Annotated in this window: 23 protein-coding genes; 11 read left to right on the top strand and 12 right to left on the bottom strand. The window is 52.3% G+C overall.

Going from position 1 to position 24,040, the window contains the following annotated elements:
- Positions 1 to 4: 4 nt before the first annotated feature.
- The 4 genes from ACZ5TN_RS09785 to ACZ5TN_RS09800 form a co-directional block, all read right to left on the bottom strand.
- Positions 5 to 550, bottom strand: coding sequence for a hypothetical protein (locus ACZ5TN_RS09785; protein ID WP_464917614.1), 546 nt, complete (start codon positions 548 to 550; stop codon positions 5 to 7).
- Positions 551 to 575: 25 nt separating this feature from the next.
- Positions 576 to 1,322, bottom strand: coding sequence for a KaiC domain-containing protein (locus tag ACZ5TN_RS09790; protein WP_011250541.1), 747 nt, complete (start codon positions 1,320 to 1,322; stop codon positions 576 to 578).
- A gap of 85 nt (positions 1,323 to 1,407) precedes the next feature.
- Positions 1,408 to 1,917, bottom strand: a complete 510-nt coding sequence (locus tag ACZ5TN_RS09795; RefSeq protein WP_054840260.1) for a PUA domain-containing protein — start codon at positions 1,915 to 1,917, stop codon at positions 1,408 to 1,410.
- A 38-nt stretch (positions 1,918 to 1,955) separates the two neighbouring features.
- Entirely contained in the window at positions 1,956 to 2,465 is a 510-nt protein-coding gene (locus ACZ5TN_RS09800) for a YkgJ family cysteine cluster protein (RefSeq protein WP_011250531.1), read from the bottom strand.
- A gap of 137 nt (positions 2,466 to 2,602) precedes the next feature.
- On the opposite strand from ACZ5TN_RS09800, the gene ACZ5TN_RS09805 reads away from it, so the two are divergent.
- The 5 genes from ACZ5TN_RS09805 (at position 2,603) to ACZ5TN_RS09825 (ending at position 8,004) form a co-directional block, all read left to right on the top strand.
- Positions 2,603 to 3,526: an ABC transporter ATP-binding protein gene (locus ACZ5TN_RS09805; protein ID WP_011250530.1), complete on the top strand. Its 924-nt coding sequence runs from the start codon at positions 2,603 to 2,605 to the stop codon at positions 3,524 to 3,526.
- Positions 3,523 to 4,569 carry an ABC transporter permease gene (locus tag ACZ5TN_RS09810; RefSeq protein ID WP_464916624.1) on the top strand — a complete coding sequence of 349 codons (1,047 nt, stop codon included), beginning with the start codon at positions 3,523 to 3,525 and terminating at the stop codon, positions 4,567 to 4,569. Before ACZ5TN_RS09805 ends, ACZ5TN_RS09810 begins: the two co-directional genes overlap by 4 nt.
- Before the next feature lie 5 nt (positions 4,570 to 4,574).
- Positions 4,575 to 6,512 (top strand): COG1470 family protein, encoded by a 1,938-nt coding sequence (locus ACZ5TN_RS09815; protein ID WP_464916625.1) that lies wholly within the window; start codon positions 4,575 to 4,577, stop codon positions 6,510 to 6,512.
- A gap of 146 nt (positions 6,513 to 6,658) precedes the next feature.
- The gene (locus ACZ5TN_RS09820) at positions 6,659 to 7,222 is read left to right on the top strand and encodes an HdeD family acid-resistance protein (RefSeq protein WP_464916626.1); all 564 of its coding nucleotides are present in this window, start codon (positions 6,659 to 6,661) and stop codon (positions 7,220 to 7,222) included.
- Positions 7,223 to 7,230: 8 nt separating this feature from the next.
- Positions 7,231 to 8,004: a potassium channel family protein gene (locus ACZ5TN_RS09825; protein ID WP_464916627.1), complete on the top strand. Its 774-nt coding sequence runs from the start codon at positions 7,231 to 7,233 to the stop codon at positions 8,002 to 8,004.
- Here ACZ5TN_RS09825 and ACZ5TN_RS09830 read toward each other — a convergent pair.
- Positions 8,001 to 9,788: a tRNA uridine(34) 5-carboxymethylaminomethyl modification radical SAM/GNAT enzyme Elp3 gene (locus tag ACZ5TN_RS09830; RefSeq protein ID WP_464916628.1), complete on the bottom strand. Its 1,788-nt coding sequence runs from the start codon at positions 9,786 to 9,788 to the stop codon at positions 8,001 to 8,003. The genes ACZ5TN_RS09825 and ACZ5TN_RS09830 overlap by 4 nt on opposite strands.
- A gap of 106 nt (positions 9,789 to 9,894) precedes the next feature.
- Between ACZ5TN_RS09830 and ACZ5TN_RS09835 the strand changes: the two genes are divergently transcribed.
- The 3 genes from ACZ5TN_RS09835 to ACZ5TN_RS09845 all read left to right on the top strand — a co-directional run bounded on the left by ACZ5TN_RS09835 (position 9,895) and on the right by ACZ5TN_RS09845 (position 12,592).
- Positions 9,895 to 11,292, top strand: a complete 1,398-nt coding sequence (locus ACZ5TN_RS09835; protein WP_464917615.1) for an ATP-binding protein — start codon at positions 9,895 to 9,897, stop codon at positions 11,290 to 11,292.
- The gene (locus ACZ5TN_RS09840) at positions 11,289 to 12,041 is read left to right on the top strand and encodes a Nif3-like dinuclear metal center hexameric protein (protein WP_464916629.1); all 753 of its coding nucleotides are present in this window, start codon (positions 11,289 to 11,291) and stop codon (positions 12,039 to 12,041) included. The genes ACZ5TN_RS09835 and ACZ5TN_RS09840 overlap by 4 nt, the downstream gene beginning before the upstream one ends.
- 86 nt (positions 12,042 to 12,127) lie before the next feature.
- Complete coding sequence (locus ACZ5TN_RS09845) at positions 12,128 to 12,592, top strand: hypothetical protein (protein WP_464916630.1); 465 nt, start codon at positions 12,128 to 12,130, stop codon at positions 12,590 to 12,592.
- Here ACZ5TN_RS09845 and ACZ5TN_RS09850 read toward each other — a convergent pair.
- The gene (locus tag ACZ5TN_RS09850; protein WP_011250521.1) at positions 12,559 to 12,924 is read right to left on the bottom strand and encodes a hypothetical protein; all 366 of its coding nucleotides are present in this window, start codon (positions 12,922 to 12,924) and stop codon (positions 12,559 to 12,561) included. The two genes, ACZ5TN_RS09845 and ACZ5TN_RS09850, sit on opposite strands and share 34 nt — an antisense overlap.
- A 114-nt stretch (positions 12,925 to 13,038) precedes the next feature.
- On the opposite strand from ACZ5TN_RS09850, the gene ACZ5TN_RS09855 reads away from it, so the two are divergent.
- Entirely contained in the window at positions 13,039 to 14,103 is a 1,065-nt protein-coding gene (locus ACZ5TN_RS09855) for an iron-containing alcohol dehydrogenase (protein ID WP_011250520.1), read from the top strand.
- A gap of 67 nt (positions 14,104 to 14,170) precedes the next feature.
- On the opposite strand, the gene ACZ5TN_RS09860 is transcribed toward ACZ5TN_RS09855, so the two are convergent.
- From ACZ5TN_RS09860 to ACZ5TN_RS09875, 4 genes are all read right to left on the bottom strand, one after another.
- Positions 14,171 to 15,637: a sodium/proline symporter gene (locus ACZ5TN_RS09860; RefSeq protein WP_011250519.1), complete on the bottom strand. Its 1,467-nt coding sequence runs from the start codon at positions 15,635 to 15,637 to the stop codon at positions 14,171 to 14,173.
- A gap of 271 nt (positions 15,638 to 15,908) precedes the next feature.
- Entirely contained in the window at positions 15,909 to 18,662 is a 2,754-nt protein-coding gene (alaS, locus tag ACZ5TN_RS09865; RefSeq protein WP_464916631.1) for an alanine--tRNA ligase, read from the bottom strand.
- 158 nt (positions 18,663 to 18,820) lie between these two features.
- Positions 18,821 to 20,251: a hypothetical protein gene (locus tag ACZ5TN_RS09870; RefSeq protein ID WP_464916632.1), complete on the bottom strand. Its 1,431-nt coding sequence runs from the start codon at positions 20,249 to 20,251 to the stop codon at positions 18,821 to 18,823.
- A gap of 196 nt (positions 20,252 to 20,447) precedes the next feature.
- Positions 20,448 to 20,726, bottom strand: a complete 279-nt coding sequence (locus ACZ5TN_RS09875; RefSeq protein ID WP_464916633.1) for a hypothetical protein — start codon at positions 20,724 to 20,726, stop codon at positions 20,448 to 20,450.
- A gap of 100 nt (positions 20,727 to 20,826) precedes the next feature.
- Here ACZ5TN_RS09875 and ACZ5TN_RS09880 point away from each other — a divergent pair, with 100 nt between their 5' ends.
- The gene (locus tag ACZ5TN_RS09880) at positions 20,827 to 20,952 is read left to right on the top strand and encodes a hypothetical protein (protein ID WP_269763431.1); all 126 of its coding nucleotides are present in this window, start codon (positions 20,827 to 20,829) and stop codon (positions 20,950 to 20,952) included.
- Between the two features lie 43 nt (positions 20,953 to 20,995).
- Complete coding sequence (locus ACZ5TN_RS09885) at positions 20,996 to 21,946, top strand: phospholipase D-like domain-containing protein (protein WP_011250514.1); 951 nt, start codon at positions 20,996 to 20,998, stop codon at positions 21,944 to 21,946.
- Between the two features lie 59 nt (positions 21,947 to 22,005).
- On the opposite strand, the gene hisS is transcribed toward ACZ5TN_RS09885, so the two are convergent.
- Both hisS and ACZ5TN_RS09895 read right to left on the bottom strand, forming a co-directional pair.
- On the bottom strand, positions 22,006 to 23,316 hold the full coding sequence (gene hisS, locus ACZ5TN_RS09890; protein WP_011250513.1) for a histidine--tRNA ligase: 1,311 nt from the start codon (positions 23,314 to 23,316) through the stop codon (positions 22,006 to 22,008).
- A gap of 63 nt (positions 23,317 to 23,379) precedes the next feature.
- Complete coding sequence (locus ACZ5TN_RS09895) at positions 23,380 to 23,991, bottom strand: MarC family protein (RefSeq protein ID WP_011250512.1); 612 nt, start codon at positions 23,989 to 23,991, stop codon at positions 23,380 to 23,382.
- Positions 23,992 to 24,040: the final 49 nt, after the last annotated feature.

Below are 24,040 nucleotides of genomic sequence, written 5' to 3' on the forward strand. Positions count from 1 at the left end.
AAGTTCAGAGCAGCTTTTCTATTTCCTTCACTCTCTCCAGGGCGTCGTTTAGGACTTTTCTAACGTTTTCAAGCTTTGCCTTGAGCTGGTGGTTCTCCTCCTCGAGGGCCTTGACCTTCTCCTCAAGCTCCCTGACTTTTGCTTCGAGCTCCTCCTTCTCCTTCTTGAGCTTCTCGTACTCCTCCACCGCAACGATCTGGCCGCCCTTGGCTAGAACCTCAACGTTCTTTACGAGCTCGTCGAGCTTGCCCTGCTTGATGAGCTCGTAGGTCTCCCTGACGAGCTGGCCGGCCTTCGTCTCGCCCTTGAGGTGCTTCCTTATTGTCTGCTCCGTCCTGCCGAGCTCTTCGGCTATCTCGCTGACGGTCATGCCAGCCTTCTCCCTGGCTATCGCACCGGCAGCCACTGCCAGGCTGTCAACCCAGGTAAGTCTCTCGGCTGGATCCTTTATCAGCTCTATGACCTCCGGCCTGAAGAGCGTCGCAAACAGGAGTATGCTCTCAAGCCTGTGGATTTCCTCCCTTCCCATCGGGTTCAGTGGAACCTCCACCATTTCCATCACCTCCCTTCAGTTTTCACTCAAGCTCGATGACGGCCTTCCTCTTGAGGACCTTGTCAGGATAGACGATTATTCCCTTGTCGGTGATATCAAACGGGTGCCTTCTCATACTGTGGCTCGTTCCGCGCATCTTCCAGACTATCAGAGAGCGCTTCAGCTCGCCGTCTATCTCGTCGAGGTCGAGGCGGATTATGCCGTCAACGCCGTGCTCGACACCGGGGCCGCCAAAGCCCCTCTCACCGACGCTTATCTGGCTGACGAAGATGCTCGTGACTCCGAGGCCGGCCAGAACGCGCTTGAGCTGCATCACAATGCTTCTCGCCATAGCTGGTTTGTTGATGTAGAGCGTCGTAACTGAATCAACGACCAGCCTCTTGGCTCCAATGTCCTTGACGGCCGTCCTGAGGACGTCTATGAACTCCCTGATGTCCGTCAAATCGTGGACGATGTACTTCTCGTACTCCTTGCTCTTGCCGATTCCAGCGGTGAAGGCATCTACCATCGCGAATAATCCTTCTTCCTCGTATTTCCTGACATCCCAGCCGAACTGAGCCATGTTTTGTCTCACCTGAACCGGGTGCTCTTCCAGAGCCACGTAGATCCCCGGCTCACCCATCTGGAGGCCGTTCCAGAGGAACTGCTGTGAGAAGATTGACTTTCCGGTTCCGGGCCCGCCGCTGAGAAGAACGACGTTCCTCTCGGGTATTCCCCCGTGGAGTATCTCGTCCATGCCAGGGATGCCGGTCTTTACCCTCTTAATCATCGTGACCACCCCCTTAAATTTACTTTTGGTTACCATTATGTTCCTGTGTGGAAGGGCTTAAAAAGATTACGTTGGGTAAGAAAAGTCAGCGCTTCCTCCTGAGGAACTCCCCGATGTCGGTGACGTTGAGAATGAACTTATTTCTGCTCCCTGGATTTATTCTGCCGATTCCCAAGATTATCCCGTTTTCATCGTAGATTACGAGCTTTTTGGTGCCCTGCCAGTTATAAGACCGCACGCCGCTCTTAGGCACGTCCTTTCCGGTCGTGAAGAGGAACCCAGCCTTTGGGCTTAGAACTGCGTAGTTCTTCTGCACATCTACGAAGTAGAAGAACTCTATGTTTGGATAGAACTTCTCGACGAGGTTTTTATCGACCTTTATCGTGCCGACGAAAGTTCCGTAGGCGTAGGGCTTGAGATCCAGGCTCTCTATCTCTCTCCACACCCTCTCATTCACAGCATAAACGTCACGGAACTTGCCCTCAACTACTGCAAAGAAGTGATGTCTAAGCTCGCCGTACTTTTCCGCCTCACGGAGGATGAGGTCGTACTCCCATGATGAGGCACGCCGGTAGCGGAGTTCTTCCTGGGTCATCGGGGAAATTTAGGCGGGGTACTTAAAAACGTGAGCGTTCACAGCCTCTCAAGAAGTTCGGCTAAACCGTCCATATCAGTCTCTTCCAGCTCCTTTTCGAACTCTAGCCCGAGCTCCGCTATCTCCTCCGGCGTTATCGTGGTTTCTGGCTCTTCTGCGTTTACTCCCGGACAGCTCTCGTCGTAGTATAGCCAGAGCCTTTCTCCCCTGTATTCAAAGGACTTCTCCCCTTCAACGCCGAGCGGCTTTTTCGACACCATGAATGGATAAATCCTGCAGATAAGGGGTCTGGCCTTATGAATAGTACACTTTCCGGTTTCGGGGTCGTGGAAGACGCAGCCTAAGTCCCACTCCCTAACGGAGAGCACGAAGCGGATTTTTTCGCCTTCAATGGAGAAAGTCACGAAGTCCTGTGGGTCTTTTCCAGTCCTGGCGATCCTTTCGATGTCCTTTAGCGTCAGGTAAACGTGCCTTCCCCTGCAGCAGTCAAGGCAGTAGAGACAGCGGAAGCCAACCGGTTCTGTAAATGGCTTGGGTTTAAAGCGCATGGCTCCACATTCATGGATGTGCCTTAAAAACTTGTCCTTACCTATTGGATTTAATATTCATCAATATCAACTAATACGTGTCTATTTCAGTCAAAAAATTTATAACTGTAAGTTGTTACTGATTGATGGTGGATAGTATGAACATGATTGAGGCAAGGGGTTTGACGAAGGTTTATGGAGACACCGTCGCCGTTGATGGGCTGAACCTCGCGGTCAAAAAAGGAACGATCTTCGGCTTCCTTGGGCCCAACGGCGCCGGAAAGACGACGACCATACTGATGTTCCTGGGACTAATTCAGCCTACAAAGGGGGAGGCGTACGTCAACGGCATAAATGTTCAGGAGAACCCTGTGGAAGTTAAGAGGATAAGCGGTTACATGCCTGGTGAGGGTAGCTTGTACCCCAACATGAGCGCCCTTGATAATCTGCTTTATTTCGCCAAGTTCTACAGGATGCCCAAATCCGAGGCAGAGAAGCGTGCCAGGGAGCTTCTGGAGCTCGTTGGACTTAAGGATGTCGCGGACAAAAAGGTTGGAAGCTTTTCAACAGGAATGAAGCAGAGACTCCTTCTCGCTCAGGCCCTCATAAATGATCCACTGGTCCTGTTCCTTGACGAACCGACCAACGGACTCGATCCTAGGGGCGTAGTTGAGCTCAGAGACGTTCTCAGGGATCTGAAGAAAGATGGGAAGACGATCCTGTTTTCAAGTCACATCCTCTCTGAAGTAGAGATCATAAGCGATGAGATAGGCATAATCTCCAAGGGGAAGCTCCTGATCAGCGGCAGTCAGGACGAGATAAAGCGCAAGTTCATTGAGGGAAGGTACATGATAGTCGCCGAGACAGTGGAGCCGATTGACGTTGGCTCGCTTGATCTCGACGCAGCGGACCTTAGGCTCGAGGGTCAGAACCGCCTTGTGGTTTATTCTGAGAGGGACATCAGGGTTGAGCTCCTCAGGATGTTGGAGAGCGCCGGGTACACGGTTCTCGACGTTCACCTCCAGGAACCCACCCTGGAGGATGTGTTCATGGAGCTTGTTTATGGGGGGAAGAATCTATGATCGGTGCTATTGCTGAAAAAGAGTTTAGAGATAATCTAACGAGTAAAAGGTTCTTTGTAGTGTTCGGTTTCCTTCTTGCAGTAGTCGTACTGTCCCTGATCCTGGTTAAACTGGACCTGTACGGAATGTACATGCCGGGCGGGGATGATGAAGCTCCCAAGGTGTACCACGTCCTCTGGGGCGTCAACTACCTTATCGGCTCCGTTGGAGGGATCTTTGCCCTAGCCCTCGGCTTCGACGCCGTGACGAAGGAGAAGGAGAACAGAACCATGAACGTTCTGATGGGGCATCCCGTCTTCAGAGACCAGGTGATACTGGGGAAGATACTTGGGGGGGCTATAACGCTGGCGGTCTCCGTCCTCATAACTGCCCTCATAATGACCGGGCTTCTCCTGTGGATAGGCGTTACTATCGACAGCTACGCTAGGATGGTGATGTACTTCCTCGTAATGTACCTCTACTTCATGGTCTTTTTCACAATGGGGGTGGCGTTTTCGGCCCACTCCAGCTCAAGTGGCAGCGCCCTCATGTACGCCTTAGTGGCCTTTTTAATTCTCACCACTTTAACCCTCCCCGTGGCGGAGCTCGTTGCCTACGGCGTCGCCGGTCCAAGGCCGCAGGAGCCTGAGGAGCTGAGGGCTTACTACGAGGAAATGGAGCGCATATTCAGCAGTGAAAATGTGACCCCCGAAGACATGGCAAAGGTGGAGGATATTCAGAAAAAGATGGAGGTACTGCAGGAGGAGTACAGCCAAAAAATTGAGGAGTGGAGCAAAAAGTACTGGAAAACTATAGAGTACGTTCAGATAATATCGCCTGAATATGACTTCGACCAGGTGTCTGAGTACGTTCTCAACCCCGAGAAGGGCTCTGAGGATTGGTTCGTTTATTACGATAGAGACTTTGATGAAGAGGAGCCCCCGAGCTACAGCCTTTCGGAGAGCCTGTCCTTCGTCAAGAAGGAGCTCGGAATGATGGTGGCATACCTCGTGCTCTGGACGGTTATTGCATACCTGGGCTTCGTGAGGGCCGAGATCAGGTGATCGCCATGAGGCGCATCTTTATCGTCTTTTTTGCAGTGTTGCTTGCTACTTCGGCTCTGGCCTCGGCAGAGACCTTTACCATTGTCCTGCATACTGGCCAGAGTATATCCGTGAACGGGGTTACGGTTCGGTTCCTAGACTTTTCAGAGGACGGGCGGGTGGCAGTACAGGTCAAGGGGACTACTCACGTGCTTTCCTATGGAGACACCATCGAGGTGGTGAAGGGGATAAACCTGACAGTGGGTAGCTTGAGCTTTTCTGAGAGTTCAGTGCTGCTTGTCCTCTATGGGGAAAACATCAGCATGGGGGAGCAACCATCCAACATCCAGCTTGAGAGCAGGTTTCCCAGCAAGATTACTCAGCCAGGGGAGGATGTCGTGTTTACCGTTCGGGTACGGAACCTCGGCCAGGAAGGGTTCGTTCCGGTGGTCGTAACAGCTCCGAGGGGGTGGGATGCGAAAGTTCTGGCCGGCAACTCGGAAGTTGATGGGGTGTACCTCAAGAGCGGCGAGACCGCTGAGGTCTCGGTTGTTTTGAGGCCTCCCTCCCGTCCTGGGAAGTACCCTGTTGTCCTCCAAGCGGGGGACTCCGAGCTGACTCTGTGGGTTACTGTAGTTGGTAGGGGTGTTGAAATAACCTGTCCTTACCCCGTTAAGGAAGTTGAAGCGGGCAGGAACGTCTCGTTTTCGCTCGTTCTTTCTTCGAAGGTACCCGTCACGGTGCCCCTCAACGTTACCCTCCCTTCTGGATGGGAGGGGAAGTTCCTGGCCGGGGGTGACTTCGTTAGGGGAGTTTACCTCTCTGGAGAAAGCACCGTTGAGCTCCTCGTCAGCGTGCCTAGCAACGCTTCGGTTGGCTGGTATCCCATTGAGGTAGGCGCCGGAGACGCGCGGACTACCCTATCAGTCTACGTATCAAAAAGCCATGCTGGGGAGAATGGAACAGTGACCGTTAAGGTACTCGATCCCGAGTCGGGAAACTACATCCCGGGGGCCTCTGTTCAGCTCCTTCGTGATGGCGAAACCGTTGTCTCTGCCAGAACGCTCTCCGATGGAACCGCCGTTATTGAAGCCCCCGAAGGGGAATACACTCTGATCGTCACGAAGGATGCGTACAATACGGTAAGGCGGACGATCAGGGTAACCGCGGGTTCTGAGGTTGAAGTGAAAGTCTCGCTGAAAAAGCTCCCCTACTACTTTACCGCCGATGCACTTAGCCCAACCAAGAGCGGAGTTCTGGGTGATGTGTTCGTTTACGAGGTTGTTTTGAAGAACCTGGGGGAAAACGACGATACATACACGTTCGATTTGAAAGCTCCCGAGGGATGGGGGGCACTTGTGACCGACGACCCGAGTTCGAGAAGGGGCATGGGAAGCGTGTACGTCGAGAGCGGTTCGGATACTCGGCTGTACGTTGTTTTGATCCCACCCGACACCGCCGAAATCGGGGACTACCACGCGGCGCTCAAAATCACCTCCCTGGGAAGCGGCGAGGAGAAAATCTTAAACTTCACGGCCTCCCTCTCGGGCAGCTATGGAATAGCACTATCCCCCGGCAAGTACAGTCTGAAAATAGAAGCTGGAAAGAGTGCCGAGCTCCATGTTAGGGTCTACAACACTGGAACGAGTCCACTCACCAATGTTAAACTCAATGTTGAGCTACCAGAGGACTGGAAAACAAAGGCCCAAATCACCCCCGAGAGAATGTCAGAGCTTGGGAGGGACGAAGTGGCCGAGTTCACAGTAAAGTTTACAGTCCCCGCAAACGTTGATTCTGGGGACTACGTTGTCAAGATTTCAGCAGTCAGTGACCAGGACAAGTCAGAGGAGAAGATCAGAGTCACTGTTACGAAGGGTGGCGGCTCGGAATACATCGGTATAGCGGTAATTCTTGGTGCTCTGGTGCTCCTGGGAATCCTTCTACGGAAGTACGGCCGCCGCTAATTGTGGCGGCTTTTGGTTTCATCTTTTTTGAGACATAATCCGAGGCAGATTTCCATCGAGACTATTGCTATTTTGATAACACAAATACAGAAAAATTTTTAAACCAATAAATTAACCTTTGGTGAGAATAATCTGGAGGTGGTCAGATGAAGTACGGAGAAGTCGGGAAGAACTGGGTCTGGATGCTCGGACTTGGACTGATATTCATAACCCTTGGAGTTGCCGGGCTGATGGTTCTGCCCCTGCTCAGCATAACCAGTGTAACTCTCTTTGGAGCGTTCATGGTCGTCGGTGGAGTTCTCCAGATGGTTCAGGGTATCACAAAGGCTAGGGAGTGGAAGAGCAGAACCTTACACATCGTAATGGGACTCATCTACGTCCTCGGTGGAATCTTCGCAATGATAAACCCCGTCCTCGCGACTGCAATATACACGCTTATCCTCGGCCTGTCTCTGATGTTCATAGGCTTTCTCAGGATTGCCGTTGCCTTCCAGAACAAGGACATCTCCCAGTGGGCACTCATGTTGCTCTCTGGAGTTCTGACTGTCTTTCTGGGCCTGCTGATAGTCCTCCAGTGGCCGTGGTCCAGCCTCTGGGCGGTTGGCCTGTTCATATCCATAGACCTTATAATGGCCGGTGCCAACTACATAGCGATAGCCCTCGCTGCCAAGGTCGAGCATGAGGCGGAGGCAAAAGCTGCAGGTGGGTGATGTGAAAAGTGTTCGCCCTGCTTTCCTTTATTCTTGTGGTCGTGCTCTCCGTAATAATCGTCAGGATAGGCGCAATAGCCCTCGAGCTGACGGGCCTATCCAGGGATGTGGCAGCTTTTCAGGCTCAGTCTGCCTATTCTGGCACGGGGTTCACAACGAGTGAAAGCGAATACGTGGTCTCTCACCCTGCCAGGAGAAAGATTATCAGGCTTCTGATATTCCTTGGGAGCGCTGGAATAACCTCGGCAATAGCGACGCTCGTCCTTACTTTCGTTGGAAAGAGCAGAGGGGAAGCCCTGAATTCCCTTGTAATACTCGTTTTTAGCCTCGTCTTTCTATACGTCTTCTTCACCTCAAAGAGGGTCGAGAGGTGGATGAGGAGGGTCATAAAGAGGTTCCTTGAAAAGAGGTTTCCAGAGCTCAAAGTTTACGACTACAACCAGCTTCTTGGACTCTCGAGGGGGTATTCGATCTCAAGGATACAGGTTAAGAGAAACAGCTGGCTGGCAAACAAGACACTGAGAGAGCTTGAACTGGACAAAGAGGGAGTTTTAGTGCTTGGAATATTTAGGAAGACCCCCGAGGGCGAGAAGTACTTGGGGGCACCCCGAGGTGACACTCAAATTCTTCCAGGGGATATTTTGATCTGCTACGGTCCTGAAGAGGCGCTCTTAAATCTGTCAAAGCGCGTCAGGGGTATAAAGGGCGATAAAGAGCACGAAGAGGCCGTTAAAAAAGCAGAACTGAAAAGAATGGAAGAGGAGATGCTTTCCGGTAGTTAGGTGTTCAGGTGTGCGTCGAACTCTTTGCTCTTTTTGTATTCTGCGTAGCTCTTGTCGAGCCTCTTCGCCACGTACGGTCCGTTCTTCCTGTAGCCGAACTTCCTGTAGTACTCTCTGACACCGACGCCGCTGATGACGAGCATCTTCTTGACCTCGAACTCCTCGCGAGCAATCCTCTCGGCCTCTGCTAGAAGCTCCCTGCCATACCCGCGGTGCTGCCACTCGTACTTCGGCTTTCCACCTATGGGCACGAGCGGGCCGTATACGTGGAGTTCCCTGACTATGGCAGACGGACAGCAGTTTATCTCCTTCCTGTGAGCCTTCTCGCTCGGGATTCTGAGGCGGATAAAGCCTATCAGTATGTCGTTCTTCACGTCTTCGAAACTCAGGAATATCTCCTTTCCCCCAGCGGCGTCGTAGTCCTCGCGGAGGAGTTTTATGTGCTCAATTTCTGGCTGGACTCCGAACTTCTGCATCATGTGGCCGACTTCCCTAAAGCGTATCTCCCTCGGCCTTATTCCCCTCTTTATCAGTTCGTTGAAGACGAGCTGGCCGAGGTTTGAGTGCTTAACCCCTGCAACTATGAGCTTAGCCGGTATGTCTCTCTGGATTCTCATAACCCTAACCCACTTCGGGAAGAGCTTGTAGGCCTCGACAAGGAGCTCGACGGCCTCCTCCGTCGTGTAGGGCCTGTACTTTCCAGCCTTGTACCAGGCATAGAGAGGAGCGTCGGCAGTAACGAGGGTTGGATAAATCTTCAGCATGTCCGGGCGGAAGCGGGGATCTTCGAATATCTTCCTGAAGGTGTACAGATCCCTCTCGAAGTTACTCCCCGGCAGGCCGGGCATTATGTGGTAGTTTATCTTTAAGCCGGCATCGCGAAGCAACTGGGTGGCCTTTATTATCTCCTCAACGCCGTGACCCCTCTTAGTCCTCTCGTGGATGAAGTTGAATACGGTCTGAACTCCAAGCTCGACCCTTGTTGTCCCCAATTTGAGCATTCTGTCTATCTGCCTCTCGAAGGCCCAGTCGGGACGGGTCTCTATCGTGAGGCCGACCATTCTGACCTTGGCCTTCTCGTTCTTCCTCTGCTCGTCTTCGAGGTAGTAGTAGGGCTTCCTGTGGGTCAGCTCCCAGGCCCTCTTGAACTCGGGGTCTTCCTCGAAAACAGACTTGTCGCCCTTAACTATGAGTCTCACAAGCTTGTCCTCAAGGTTCTCTATGTCCTTGAAGTACGGAAAGTCGTTCATGGCCTTGAAGGCGCACTTAACGTACCATTCCTGATAGTCGAGGTCAACGGCCGGAAAAGTTCCGCCCTGGATTATGACTTCCACCTTGTCAACGTCATGGCCGATGTCGGTGAGCTGTTTTAGCCTGCGCATCATGATGATGTATGGATGGTAGGCGCTCTGGACCGCCCTCAGTGCTGAAGGCTCCTTTCCGGTGTAGCTCTGGGGAGAACCAACTGAAGGCCCGCCCGGGCAGTAGATGCACCTGCCGTGCGGGCAGGGGAAGGGCTTTGTCATCATGGCCACAACGGCAACTCCGCTGATCGTCCTCGTCGGCTTCCTCTTGAGGAGTTCCCTAAATCTGTCGCGCTCCTCCTCTGGAATGGCCTTCAGGATGTCTGAGTTGCCTGGAATCTTTGAAAGGTGATACTTCCGCGACACGATGATCTTGTAGCGGTTGAGCTCGTCCCTATCCTTTATCTCACCCGCTAACACGGCTCTCGCTATCTCCTCAACTGCCCTCCTGAATTTCTCACCGTCTCTCATCTCGCCCATACCAACACCTCTCGGCACTACTTGAGGGGCGGTTTTAAAAGGGTTTGGAGACAGAATTGAGGAAAAGTTTATATTCAGTTAGTGAATAATTCAGTTGGTGAATATAATGCGGTTTATCGACCGCGAGAGGGAGCTTGAGGTCTTGCGTAAAGCGAGGGAAAGGAGCAGAAAAAAGCTCTACACCCTAGCCATTTACGGTCTGAGAAGGGTTGGCAAAACGCGGCTCTTGAGAGAATTCCTGGGAGAGAAGGACATTTATTTCTTCGTTAATCGGGAGAAGGGAAGCACAGGGTTGCTCAGGGAATACGAAAACATCCTCCGGGAAAAGGGCGTGATAACGAAGAGGGAGAGAATAGAAAGCTGGGACGATTTTTTTGAGGTTCTCTTTGAGAGGTTTGAAGGAGTGGTCGCCTTCGACGAGTTCCAGGACTTCAGGTTTGTAGAGCCCTCGGTTTACCCTACCCTTCAGAGGCTCATCGATGAGAACGAGGAGAGGAAAAACCTCCTCTTGATCTTTACAGGTTCAACTATCGGGATGATCGAAAAGCTGTTCAGGGATTCAAAGGAGCCCCTGTACGGGAGAATAAAGCGTGAGATTCACCTTAAGCCGCTGGACATCCGTGGGAGCTACGAAATGGCGAGAGAACTCGATATTGTAAAGCTGGACGATTTCTTTAAGGTTCACTCGGTGTTCGGGGGCTTTCCGCGCTACTGGGTGGCCATCGAGGATGAAGGTCTGGAAGGGAGAAGCGCAGAGGAAATCCTGAGGGAGCTGTTTTTCGAGGAATACGCCCCTCTCGCCGAAGAAGTGCCCAAGATGCTCTCCCTTGAGTTCGGAAAGAGATCTGGGGTTTACTATGATATCTTGGAGGCCATAGCCAACGGGGCCACCTCGATAAGCGGAATAGCCGGCTATCTCAACAGGGACGAAACTTCTCTGACTAGACAGCTCAGGGAGCTCGTTTACTATTTCAGACTTGTTGACTACGACAGGGCAGTTCTTGGGAAAAGGAGCATCCTCTACATAAGCCACCCGCTGATAGCTTTCTGGTTCAGGTTCGTTCAGCCAAAGCTGAGCATGTACGAGTTCGACAGGGAGAAAGTGTGGGAAGAAGTGAAAAAGGGGCTGGGCGATTACATGGGCAAGAGGTTTGACTTCGCCTGCAGGGAGCTGGTTCTCCTTGAGGAACTGCCCTTTAGGCCAGCGACCATCGGAAGACACTGGGGATATTACAGGGAAGACGGAGTTAAGAAGGTGTACGAAATAGACGTTGTCGCCCTTGACGAGACCGGAAAGCGCGCAATATTCGGAGAGTGCAAATGGAGAAACCGTGCCCAGAATGGGAAGAAACTCGTGGAAGAACTCAGAAAGAATGTAGAGCTGACTGGCTGGAAGGGGGAAGCCCACTATCTCCTGATTGGTAAGAGTTTCAAGCACGTCCCTGAGGGGGTTAAGGTTATAGATGAGGACAGGATTAGAGAACTCCTGGAGGGATCAGAATGAACCGCGATGAACTCGTCTCTTTCCTCGACGAGTACCTAAACATATCTGCCTACCCAGACAAGTCGAGCAACGGCCTTCAGGTTGAGGGGAAGGAAGAAGTTGAGAGGGTAGCGTTCACCGTTGACACTACACTCAGAACCATAGAACGCGCCGCTAAAGCCAGGGCTGACATGATGGTAGTCCACCACGGCATGATCTGGGGCGGGTTAGAGTACGTAACGGGGGTGCACTACAGGCGTCTGAAAGCTCTCATAGAGAACGGTCTGAACCTCTACGTTGCCCATCTTCCCCTCGATGCCCACCCAGAGGTGGGGAACAACGTGGAACTGCTCAGACTCCTTGGCCTGGAGCCGAAGGGGCCCTTTGGCGAGTATAGAGGGCTGACCATAGGCTTCTGGGGCGAGTTTGAGGAGCCTCAGCCCATAGAGAAGATCGCGCAGATAGTCGCGGAGAAGCTCGACACGACGGTTAGGGCCTACGAGTTCGGGAAGAGGGAGATAAAGACCGTTGGAGCAATCAGCGGGGCGGGGGCGTTTGCCCTTGAAGAGGCCTGGAGAAAGGGAATCGACCTGCTCATAACAGGGGAGTTTGGGCACGCGGACTACCTAACGGCCGTTGACCTGCCGCAGAGCGTTCTCGTTGCCGGCCACTACAAAACGGAGACCCTTGGCGTTAAGGCCCTGATGCCAGTCCTCGGGAAGAAGTTCGGGCTGGATGTATTTTTCATCGACGAGTCGACCGGCCTTTGATTTTTGATTTTCTTCATCATGGCGCGTAACAACCTACACAAAAGGGTTAATAACGGAATGGGCGTAACCTATTTGGAGGGACCACTATGAACAAAGCTCTCGTCATCATGGCAGTCATCACAATAGCGCTGGTGGTTTATGCCTTTGAAACCGCCCAGCTTCCACCGGCCAGTATAGAGTACACGGAGGTCTTTTACGTGGATAACCAGAGCGTTACATTTGTTACCCAGGACGGCTTTGGGCTGTTCACAATGAAGGTTAGCCCGCACGTGGACAACTTCGAGCTTAAGATTGAGTTCCCGGAGGGCACCACTTACCTCGTCCGCTACGGTTCCGAGCAGTTTAAGGGAGAGACAACGTTCAAGGTTAAGGTTCACAAGGGAGACGCTCCTCAGGAAGTTTACGTTCATTTTCAGCTTCCGGAGGAGCTCACCAAGAAAGTGATCTACGAAGGGGCAACTCCAGAAATCAAAATAACTGGCGATAAACTCCCATTCTGGCACAGTGAAGATGTCATCTACATTAAGTACCGCAAGGAAGAGAAGAGCTGAAGGACTTCTTTCTCCTTTATTAATTTGAGTTTTATCCCAATCTCTTCTGCGTACCCCTCAATCCAGCCGGGCTTTTGGGGCATTGAAGTTACCACCCACAGCTCTGGGAAACCCGCCCTCTGTGCCTTAACGACGTCGTAGAGGAGTCTTTGGGGAAACCACTTGAAGGAAGCTTCAAGCTCGATGGCGAGAATTTTCTCATCTCCGTTGAGAATTGCAACGTCTATTCTCGTGCCGTCTGGAGTTCTGTATTCGGGAACGGCCTGAAGACCAAGCTTTTCTGAAAGCTCTACAATCTGGCGGGTCAGAGTTTTGACCTTAATTTTTGGCACCCCTCCTTTTTTCTACCCTTCCTTCAAAATCTTTGCGATAGCTCGAACAAAAATTTTGGGAGAAAGAGGCTCCCCGAGCTTTTAGAAAGGCACGGGCTTTCAGGAAAGGCCCTGATAGTCACGGGGAGGAGCAGCACTAAGAAAACTGGCCTCCTCTACAGGGTTCAGGAGCTTCTCAAGAAGGCGGGCGTTGAGAGCATCGTCTTCGACAGAGTCATTCCGAATCCGATTTCAACCCACGTGGATGAAGCCGCTGAGCTCGCGAGGAGGGAGAATGTGGACTTCGTCGTGGGGCTCGGCGGCGGAAGCGCGATAGACAGCGCCAAGGCAATAGCCATGACCGCCAAGAGCGGGGGCAAGTACTGGGACTACGTTCCGGCCGTCGGCGGAGGAAAAAAGCCGAGCGGGGCGCTGCCGATAGTGGCGATACCCACAACCCACGGGACTGGCACAGAGGCGGACCCCTACGCGGTCATAACCAACCCTGAAACGAAGGAGAAGCAGGGGATAGGGTACGATGTCCTCTTTCCGAAGTTTTCAATAGTCGACCCTGAGGTCATGGTAACCCTGCCACAGAACCAGACCGTCTACACATCGATGGACGCTTTCTACCACTCCATCGAAGCTTTCCTCAACGTCAGGGCCCAGCCATACTCCGACGTCCTGGCCCTCGACTCGATGAGACGAGTTGTTACCTACCTCCCGATAGCCTACGAAAACCTCCAAGACCTGGAAGCAAGAACCCAGCTCGCCTGGGCGAGCACCGAGGCGGGGATAACCGAGACCCTAACGGGAGTTATAGCGAACCACGCTCTCGAACACGGGCTCAGCGGGTTCTACCCCGAAGTGCCCCACGGGTTGGGACTGTGCATCCTGGGGCCATACCTGTTCGAGTACATCCTCGATCACGCCTACGAGCGCCTTGCAATCGTTGGCAGGGAGGTTTTCGGGGTCTACGAGAGCAACGACAGAAAGGCTGCAGAGCTCGCGGTCAAGAAGCTCCGCGACTTCCAGAGTCTCTTTGGAGTCAACAAGAAGCTCAGGGAGCTCGGCGTGAAGGAGGAGGACATTCCGAAGATGGCGGAAACGGCCTACAGGATGATGAAGGGTGTTATAGACGTCACGCCGGGGAATCTGAGCGTTGAGGATCTTGAGGAGATTTACAGGAGGGCATACTGAGTTCAGAATTTGGGGGTACAGACCTTCCCATTTTGACTTTTGAAAAAGCAAAGAAACGTTGGGGAATTCATGCCCCTGTCCGGGTGTTCTCAGGCTTTATGGCGTACGTTGCAACAACGGCCACGATGGCAGTCACTATGAACGTCATCAGCCTCGCTGAGACCTTTGCATCGAGACCCGAGCTGACCCAGAATACCGTGAAGAGCAGTCCTGCGATTATCGTCGGTGGGACCGCCTTTCCGTGGAACTTCTTCCAGAAGAGAGTCAGGATCACTATGACCGAGAACGTGTCCCCGATTCCTGCCCAGGTGTAGCCGACTATTGTGTAGATTAGGTCCGACGGAACAATGAAGGCCATTATGAGGGCTATTATTCCGAGTGCGATGGTTGTGATTCTGGAGATCGTCAGGCCCCTGCGTGGATCCATGTCTTTGGCGAGCACAAATGGCCTGAGGAAATTCTCGGAGAGCTCCGTTGACGCGAGGATGAGGAGAGAGTCCGCAGTGGAGAGCATGGCCGCTACAGCGCCTGTTATGAAGACCGCCGCCAAGGCAGGCGGGAAGAGCTTGAGCATTACCTCCGGCATAACCTGCTCCTGATCCGCGAGTCCGCTCGGCCCAAAGATCGCTATGCCGATCCAGCCGATTAGAAGGGCACCTATGTAGGCTATTATCGTCCATGCAACGCCGACGTTTCTGGCCAGCTTGGCGTTTTCCTCATCCTTTATTGCCATGAATCTTATGCTGAGCTGTGGCATTCCGCCGAGGTATCCAAAGAACCAGGAGAACTCGGCTATCACGAATATGATTGCCGCACTCCCGGCGAGTCCCCCGAGTATCGTTGAGTATTCTGGTCCGGAAGCTTTGAGCGCCTCAGTAACCGAGTGAGCAAAGACATCATGGTGCGTGGAGATGTAGTGGATTCCAACTATTGGGGCGATGATGAGCGTGACTATCATGACGATTGCCTGGATTGTGTCCGTGTACGCAACGCTCTTCAGGCCTCCCGCTACCGTGTACGGGAGTATTATCATCGCTGTGATGATCATTCCAATCTTGGGGTCAATGTCGAAGAGGGCATTTAGGGTCTTTCCGCCGCCTATGAACTGTGCACCGACGTAGAAGAAAAAGAAGAACGCTATCGTCAGACTGCCGAGAATCCTTATCCACTTTTCAGCGTCGGGATGTCTCTTCGCTATGTAGTCCACGAAAGTCGATGCGTCGTATTTTTCGGCCTCCCTTCTCAGTCTGGGAGCGAAGATTACCCAAGCGACGACGATTCCGAGGACACAGCCTATAGCTGGCCAGATTGCCGCCAGGCCCGCCGCGAACGCAAACCCTGGTAGTCCAAGAAGAGCCCATGCAGATTCTCCAGTGGCGCGCTCTGACAGTGCGGCGACCCATCCGGGCAACTGTCGGCCGGCTATGGCGAAGTCTTTACTGCTCTTGGTCTTCCTGCCCTGGTAGATACCGACGCTTATCAAAAACAAAAGATACCCAACCAGAACAATCAACATTTGAGTCTGGGCTTCCATTGTGCACCCTCCCATTTCAACGTACCAATATGCACTCTATTGTACTTTATTGTTTTTATAATGCTTTTTGCAACTTGTGGTGTTAAACTATACGTTAAGGTATGACAATTCACTCAGTTGTATTCATGAATCATTAAATTTGGAATGTAAATCACACAGGCATACAGAAACTTTGGGTAGGCTGTAGGGGGTTGACTTCCCGCCCTTAAGGACAAGCTCTCAAAAGAAAAAGGCAAGAATGGAGAAATTTTGGGGCATAGAAAAATAAAAGTCATCCAAGCATCTTCTTGACCTCTTCAATCGCTTCCTCGGCCTTGAGCGGGTTCTTTATCCTGCCCTGAGCGAGCTCCTTCCTTCCGCCTCCACCACCGCCGGCGACGCTCGTTATCACCTTCGCCAGCTCTCCGGCCTTGAGGTCGAGGCCGTCTCCGACAGCAACCACGAAGTGACCTTCCCTGCTTATCAGCACGACGACGCGGTTCTCCTTCCTGAGCCTGTTGGCAGCCTCCCTGAGGTCGTCTATTGTTCCTTCAACTACAGCTCCGATGAACTCTACGTTACCCACTTTCTCGACCTTCTCCTGGAGTTCGTAGACGAGGAGCTTTGCAAGCTCTTTCCTGAGCTTCTCGACTTCCTTCCTGGCCTCCTTCCACTCGTTAAAGAACCTCTCGGCAGTTTCTGGCACCTTCTCGGGCGGGACGCGGAATATCTCTGCCGTCCTCTTGAGGAGCCTCTCGGTTTCCTGCATCCAGTTGATAGCGGCTTCTCCAGCCGCGAATATGATGCGCTCCACACCGTCCTGTATCCTCTCGGTTCTGAGTATCTTGATCGGACCTATTAGGCCGGTGTTCGGCAGGTGGGTTCCACCACAGGCCTGGACGTCCCAGTCCTCTATCTTGAGAACCCTGATGACCCTTCCCGGGACGACACCGCCCTGGTAGAGTCTGAAACCGTACTTCATCTCCGCCTCGGTCCTCGGGAGCCACTCCCAGGTGACCTTCCTGTTCTCCATGACGACCCTGTTGGCGAGCCTCTCAATCTCTCTCAGCTCCTCTTCGGTGATGCGCTTGTAGTGGGAGATATCGAGCCTGGCCCAATCGGTGTGGAGCTGTGAGCCAGCCTGCCAGACGTGCTTTCCTAATACGCGAACGAGCGCTCCCATAAGGACGTGGGTTCCAGTGTGGTGGCGCATATGCTGTATTCTCCTGTCCCAGTCGAGCCTCCCGTGGACGGTGACACCTTCCTTGAAGAGCTCCGGCTTCTCAACCTTATGGAGAATGACCTTTCCGACCTTCTGGACGTTCGTGACCTTAACTTTCTCACCGTTCACTTCCAAAACGCCTGTGTCGTAGGGCTGACCGCCGCCCTCCGGGTAGAAGGCAGTCTGGTCGAGGACAACCCAGTCGGCTATGACCTTCAGGACTCTCGCGTCGAATTCCTTCATGAACGGGTCTTCGTAGTAGAGCGTCCTCGTGTCTGGTAAGTCCTTGACCAGCTCGAAGTCTACGACATATTCCGCCGCCTCTTTCTTCTCGGCCTGCTTTTCGGCTTCCTTCGCCACCAGGGTGTAGAAATTGTCCGGGATGTTAACCTTTATGCCCTCCTTCTCCGCGACCTCCGCAACTATCTCCGGCGTTAATCCGTGGCTCTCGTAGAACAGTATGAGCTTCTCCAGCGGGAGCTCGTTGATGCCCTTCTTCTTGAGCTTGGCTATCTCCCTCTTCACGAGGTCGCTTCCGCGCCTGAGAGTCTCGGCGTAGCGCTTCTCCTCGACGTTGATTATATCGAGGATTACATCCTCCATCTCCTTGAACTCGGGGAAAGTCGGAGAGAGCTCCTTGATGTGCATGGCGACTATCTCAGCGAGCGGAATCTCAAGGCCGAGCTCGCGGAGGTGCCTTATGCTCTTCCTTATCAGCAGGCGCGCCAGGTAACCCGCTTTCACGTTGGACGGGATAACTCCGTCGGCGAGCATAAAGGTTAGGGCTTTTGTGTGGTCGGCTATCGCATAGATCAGCTCGTAGGGTCTAACGGCCTTCTCAAGCTCCTCGACGCTTATGCCGACGCGCTTGGCAACCTGCTCTCTCAGATAGCGCAGGTCGCCCATGTCCTCGATGTCGAACATCCCAGCCAACCTGGAGTTCTCCATCAGGATGCGCTCGTCTATCTTCTCAACTCCAGCCATCTTCTTGAGCGGCTCAATGACGTAGCCGAGAACCGCGTCGTAGGCCGTTGGGGTTCCGTGGCTCATCCAGACGAGCCTCTCAAGGCCATAGCCTGTGTCAACTACGCGCGTCTCCATCGGGACGTAGTAGTCTCCCTTTATCTCAACGACCTGGCTCGGGTCAGCATCGGCCGGGGCCTTCTTGTACTGCATGAAGACGAGCGTAGCCACCTCAAGGCCGCGGTAGAGAACCTCGAATGCCGGCCCGGCGTTTCCGCCACCCGCCCAGGGGTTCTCCTTGAAAGTTATGTCCTCTGGCTTCATCTTCAACTCCTTGGTGAAGAATTCGAAGGCTAGCTCGACAGTCTCGTCCATCCAGTATATCGGCTTGCCGGGGTAGTTGAAGGCGTGGTGGGCCATCATCTCGAATATCGTGAAGTGCCTTCCGGTTATTCCGACGTTGTCAATGTCAGTAAAGCGAATCGAGGGCTGGCTTATTGTGAGCGGGTTTGCGGGGGGATCAGCTTCGCCGCTTATGACCCAGGGCTGGAAGTCCATGATTGAAGCCCCGACGAGGAGCACATCGTCCCTCCAGCGCGGAAGGACGGGGTAGCGCTTGACCCTGCCGTGGGGATAGCGCTCGTGCTTTTCGAAGAAGCTCAGGAACTTCTCGCGCATCTCGTCGAGTGTGTACTTCTTCGGGATTCCGGGCTTTCCTATGAACTGGTACTCGTCACACGGCGGGTCTCCGCAGGTCTCCCTGTCCGGGTCGAGAGTCCAGAAGTACTTACCGCACTTGGGGCACTTCTTCCTTATCCATCCCTCTTCCTTGAACATTCGAGTTGTCATGTCCATGCTCATAAGCATCACCCGTTCATTTAGCTGAACCTAAAAAAGAGGGGGAGTTAATTAAGGTTTCCGTTCCGGCTGGCTGAAACTTGAGGTGCATAGGAAGAAAGAACAGGCGAGGTATAGAAGGATAAAAACAGAAAACAATGCCACATTGGCCTGCTTCTTGATTATCCAGTGCTGGTTGTGCAGAGGCCTGTTCTCGGGTCGCAGAACCCGGGTGATTTTCCATTCGTCACTGTAACCAGGAACATTGGCACTTTCACCTTATTGTAGTCCTCGGCAACGTCCAGTTTTTGATAGTACCTTAAGGCATAGCAGTTCTCCCGCGGAGTCGCCTGCAGGCGGTAAATCAGCATTGACCTTTGGTTTGCTGTTTTGTGGAATCCGATGGTTAGTGATATGCTGTTTAGGATTCTGCGGACTTGCGGGTATTTCTTCAGTACTCCCTCTTTTTCCAGGGCCTTAACCGCGGCCGGCCCTATCGGTATTGAAAAGCTAGACTCACTCGAAAGGTGCCAGCTTTCGTTGAGCCACTCGTCAATTATGAGCCCCCTACCGTCCCCTTGATTTATCAATATCCTCTCTGAATCTGCAGAGCCAGGAATCTCTAGATAGTGCGGTTCTCTGGTTATGCTTGGAGTGTAGAACGTTGATCCCGGCTTGGACTCAACATACTTTTGACTGCCGTCCGGGGTTTCGTAGATTTTGTAGCTGCCCGTGGTGAGTATTTCGAGTGGGTAAGTGAGGATTAATGGCATTTCAGTATATTTACCAGTATAACGGTCATAGGCGAGAACACCATATACGGTAACCACATACTTGACGTCCAGGTTCACATAACGAGACCACATAGAGCTTTGAGGATTGACTTCGCGGGGGGTGGTGTACTCCAGCTTCAGGCCCTTTCCTTTGAAGCTCTCCCCGAATTTTGTCGTGGTGAGTGTTACTGGTCCGACGTCGATGCCAGCGGTCCAGTGCGAGTACGTGGCTTCGCTTAGGAATAGCCTCATATCGAAGTCTATGTCTTTTAGGACGTGGTTGTCTATTCTGAGTCCGAGGAAGGATATTTTTTCTGTTACAGTTTTTGAGGTGATCACTCTAATCCAGTTTCTTTCGGGGTTTTTTGGGATGCAGTAGCGGTATCCTTCGGGGATGTAATCCTTGGGACAGGAGTGGGCTGATGCAGTGGTAATTTTTGAGATCTCCGGGATTTCTAGTTCTTTGAGTTTTACCCTGCTTCCTTTGAGGCTTGCTATTCCCAATCCTTTATCGTTCACGAATATCACTATCGGAGTTGGCATGGCTTTTAGCGTGTTTCCTGTAGTGGCGTATTCTTTTATCCAGGCATTTCTTGGGACTTTAACAAAAGTTGGGAAGATTCCGATTTTTCCGGTTTTTAGGAGTTTTATTGAGCCGTCTGGCATTGGGTAGAAGATAGCATAGTGGCCCGAGCCTTCAAACTTGTAAACGTCATAACCGAAGATTCGGAGGGGTTCCCCCTCACTGAGACCCCATGTTGCTGCGGCGACTAGGGAAACAATGCTCAGGCTGAGGGTTGACATAAGGAATAAGACTACAACAGTCTTCCGCCTTATCACTTACTAATCACCTCAGTTATAAGACAAACACATTTCTATAAAAAATTTACTATCCGAGAGTATTACTTGGTTATATTGTTCGATGTTTATGTTTATGAAAACCGATCTTGGTACCACAAACCGTTTGACTCTGCTACTGGAGAATCATCGAAGCTGATATAGTCTCAAGAGCTTTTGAGCAAAACGTATCATCGGTTCATTCTGATATATCCACGTCCTCGAACTCGTCTTCGTCAACGATGACAAAGGGGACTCCAAATTTCTTGAGAAGTTCAATGAGGTACTTTTCCCTTTTCTTCATCATGTCGAGTTTGTGCCTGAGGCTCGTGTTCTCTATCGCGAGGCTGTTGGCTTCCTCTACTTTGAGGCGGAGCTGCATCTTCAGCTCGTTTATCTGCTCTTCTAACTCTACTATTGAGCGTTCAAGCCTCTCTATCTCCTCAACGTACTCCCTGCAGAGCCTTCTCTTTATCATGCCGGTCAGCCCCGCGAAACCTCTTCACCTCTCAGGGGGCTCCAGACTCATCATCCCGTAAACCGTTAATGGCTTAAACCTTTCCATGAATAAAAACCTGGTGGTCGGAATGAAGAGCAGACTTAAAGTCCTCTACCTGAAATGGCGCTCAAGGTGTCCATTCGTGAGAAAGTTAGAAGCCTGGAGGATGAAAAGGAGGGCAAAGGAGTTTAAGGTGAAGCTCTGACTACAAAAATACTTTTAAGCTAGTTCTTCCGCAGTGACCCATTATGAGGGGAATAATTTCAGTTTTGATGGTGCTGGTTTTGGTAGCGGCTGGATGCTTGGGCACCCCTAGTCCTGGAACTCATTCTAACTCCTCTAACTATTCACCCGCATCAAGGACCACGGTAGCAACCGTTTCGGAAGAAAAGTGTGTCCGCAACGTCTCAAGCGATCTTAGTAAAGAGCTCTCCGACCTCAAAACTAAGGTAGAGCTTTTGAACGCGAGCCTGAGGGAGTGCCGCAGCAACGCCTCCCTTTTGAAGTATTCGCTCAACGTTACCCAGAGCAGGTTGGCCGTCCTGACTTCTGAGTATAATGGGTGTCTGGCTCATCTCTCAACCTGCAACTCGACCAGTTTGAAACTTGAGAACTGCCAGAAAGAGCTTGAAAGCGCTCAAGAGGAGCTCAAGGAGTGTAGGGTAACCTCTGACCAGCTTTCTTCGGAGCTGGAAGAGTGCCGACTGAAGCTCAATGAAACCTATGACGTCCTCAACAGGACTTACACCGATGGAAGTGTTGAACTCCTCATAGAGCGTGATTACTACGAGGAGGCGATTGAGGCAATTGATGGCGCAACGCAGGAAATATACGTAATGATGTTCTCGATGCTCTACGACCCAGACGACTGGTCGGACGAGGCCAACGATTTGATAAACGCACTGATCCGCGCCAGACGCCGCGGCGTTGAGGTCCACATTCTTCTGGAGAACAGCCTAGATACCAACAGGGAAGCGTATAACTACCTTAAGTCCAATGGAATCGACGTTTCATACGACTCCCCATCAACGACCCTCCACGCCAAGATTGTCGTTGTCGACGGCAGGATAGTCTTCCTTGGAAGCCACAACTGGAGTGAATCCGCCCTCCACTGGAACCACGAGGTTAGCGTTAAGATAATCTCCAAACAGCTCGCGGAGGAGGTGATCAACTACTTCTGGAGTGTTAGGGGTCCCTGATTTTGTTTTTTACAAGGACAATCCATTAACAGTAAAACGGGAAAAGAAGCTAGGAAATGTTAAACTCCCAAGATGTTGAGGATTTCCTCAACGGCTCTTTCCTTCTCTATGCTCTTCTGCTCGCCCGATTTCATATCCCTGAGGGTCACTTTTCCAGCTTCGAGGTCTTTCTTGCCGACTAAAACCACGTAGGGGACTCCGAGCTTTCCGGCGTAGTCGAGGGCTTTTCTGAGCTTTCTCCCAGTAAGCTCAATATCCGCCCTCACGGTGGCTTCCCTGAGGCCCTGGGTTATCTCTATGGCAGTCTTCTTCACCTCTCTATCATCTCCGATTGGAATAACGTAAACGTCCGGCCTGAGCTTGATCTCAGGGAGGAGGCCTTTCCATTCAAGTATCGGGATGAGTCTCTCGATGCCAATGGCAAAACCGGTTGCGGGGGTTGGCTTCCCGCCAAAAACCTCGATGAGGTTGTCGTAGCGGCCGCCGCCACCGATGGAGCCTATTCCGAGGTCGTTGGGGGCTATCGCCTCGAAGACGACGCTGGTGTAGTAGTCGAAACCGCGGGCTATGCCAAGGTCTATCCTTACCCACTTGGAGACACCGTAGGCATCGAGAAGGTCAACGAGCTCGTAGAGCCTCTTTATTTCGGCTTTCGCCTCCTCGCTCGTGAAGAGCTCTTCAGCCTTTGGAAGGACTTCATCGGGGAGACCTTTAATCTCGATCAGCGAGAGGACTTTCTCAACGCCATCATCGTTCAGCCCGAACTCCCTGAGCGCCCCCACGAACTCTTCCCTGCTCATCTTGTCCTTCTTGTCGATGAGCCTCATAAGGCCGATATCGTCCTCAACGCCCAGCATCTTGGCGAACTCGTCGAGGAGGATTCTGTCCCCGATGTTCACTGTGAAGTCCTCAAGGCCGACCGCGAGGTAGCTCTGGGTGAAGAGGGCTATGACCTCCGCATCGGCCTCCACTCTGTCACTTCCTATCAGCTCCACTCCCGCCTGCCAGAACTCGCGATAACGGCCGCTCTGCGGTTCCTCATAGCGGAACATATTCGCTATGTAGTACCACTTTATCGGCTTCGGCGCGTTCTGGAACCTGTTCACGTAGAGCCGGGCGACGCTTGATGTCATGTCCGGCCTTAGAGAGATGTCCCTTCCGCCCTTGTCTTGGAAGGCGTAGAGCTGTTTGACGACTTCCTCTCCACTCCTCAGCTTGAACAGCTCGGTATATTCAAACGTTGGTGTTAGAACTTCCTGGAAGTTAAAGCCCTCGAAAACTTCCCTTATTCTCTCAAACACCCATCTCCTCTTCGCCATTTCCTCGGGGAGTAAGTCTCTCGTCCCCTTGACTTTATCAAGTCTCGCCATTTTCAACACCTGGCAGAAGGAGGGTTTTGGAGGTTAAAAGGGTTGCTGAATGAAAATCAGAAACTACGCTCCGGTCATCAGAAGGTATATCCCTATGACCCCTTCCACCATCATCTGGGCGCCGATTGCCATGATGAAGAGACCGATTATTCTGATGGTTATGCTGAGGAAGCTCTTGTTCACGGATTTCATCATGTAGAGGGCTATGAACATTGAGATCGCGACTATTAGAATTGCTATGGCCGTTGCGGTGAGGGAGACGAAGTAGCCGTACTCAGCCGTCATTGTTATTACGGCGGTTATCGCGGCCGGGCCAGCTATCAGGGGCATTGCCACCGGAACGGCCGCCAAAGCCAGTATGTCCTTTTCCCTCTTGAGTGTGAACATGCCACCGCCCTCGAGGGCCTCAAGGCCTATCTTGAAGAGGACGAAACCGCCCGCAACCTTGAGGGCGTTTATATCAATGTGGAATATCTCCTGGAGGATTATCTGGCCGGCGACGGCGAAGCTGGCCAGGAGAATGAACCCGATGAGGTTTGCCCTGATTATGAGGGCTTTTATGTCCTCTATGTGGAAGTCTTCGCGGAGGAACGTAACTAGGAGTATCTTGTCGCTCGGGTCTATCATGATGAGCATGAGTAAAGCTGAACTCAGTATCGTCCCCAGTTCGCTCATATCGTCGCGTTGGAAAAGGGATTTAAAAAGCTATGCCAATTTCCCTTGC

The sequence above is a fragment of the Thermococcus sp. JCM 11816 genome (assembly GCF_055396515.1).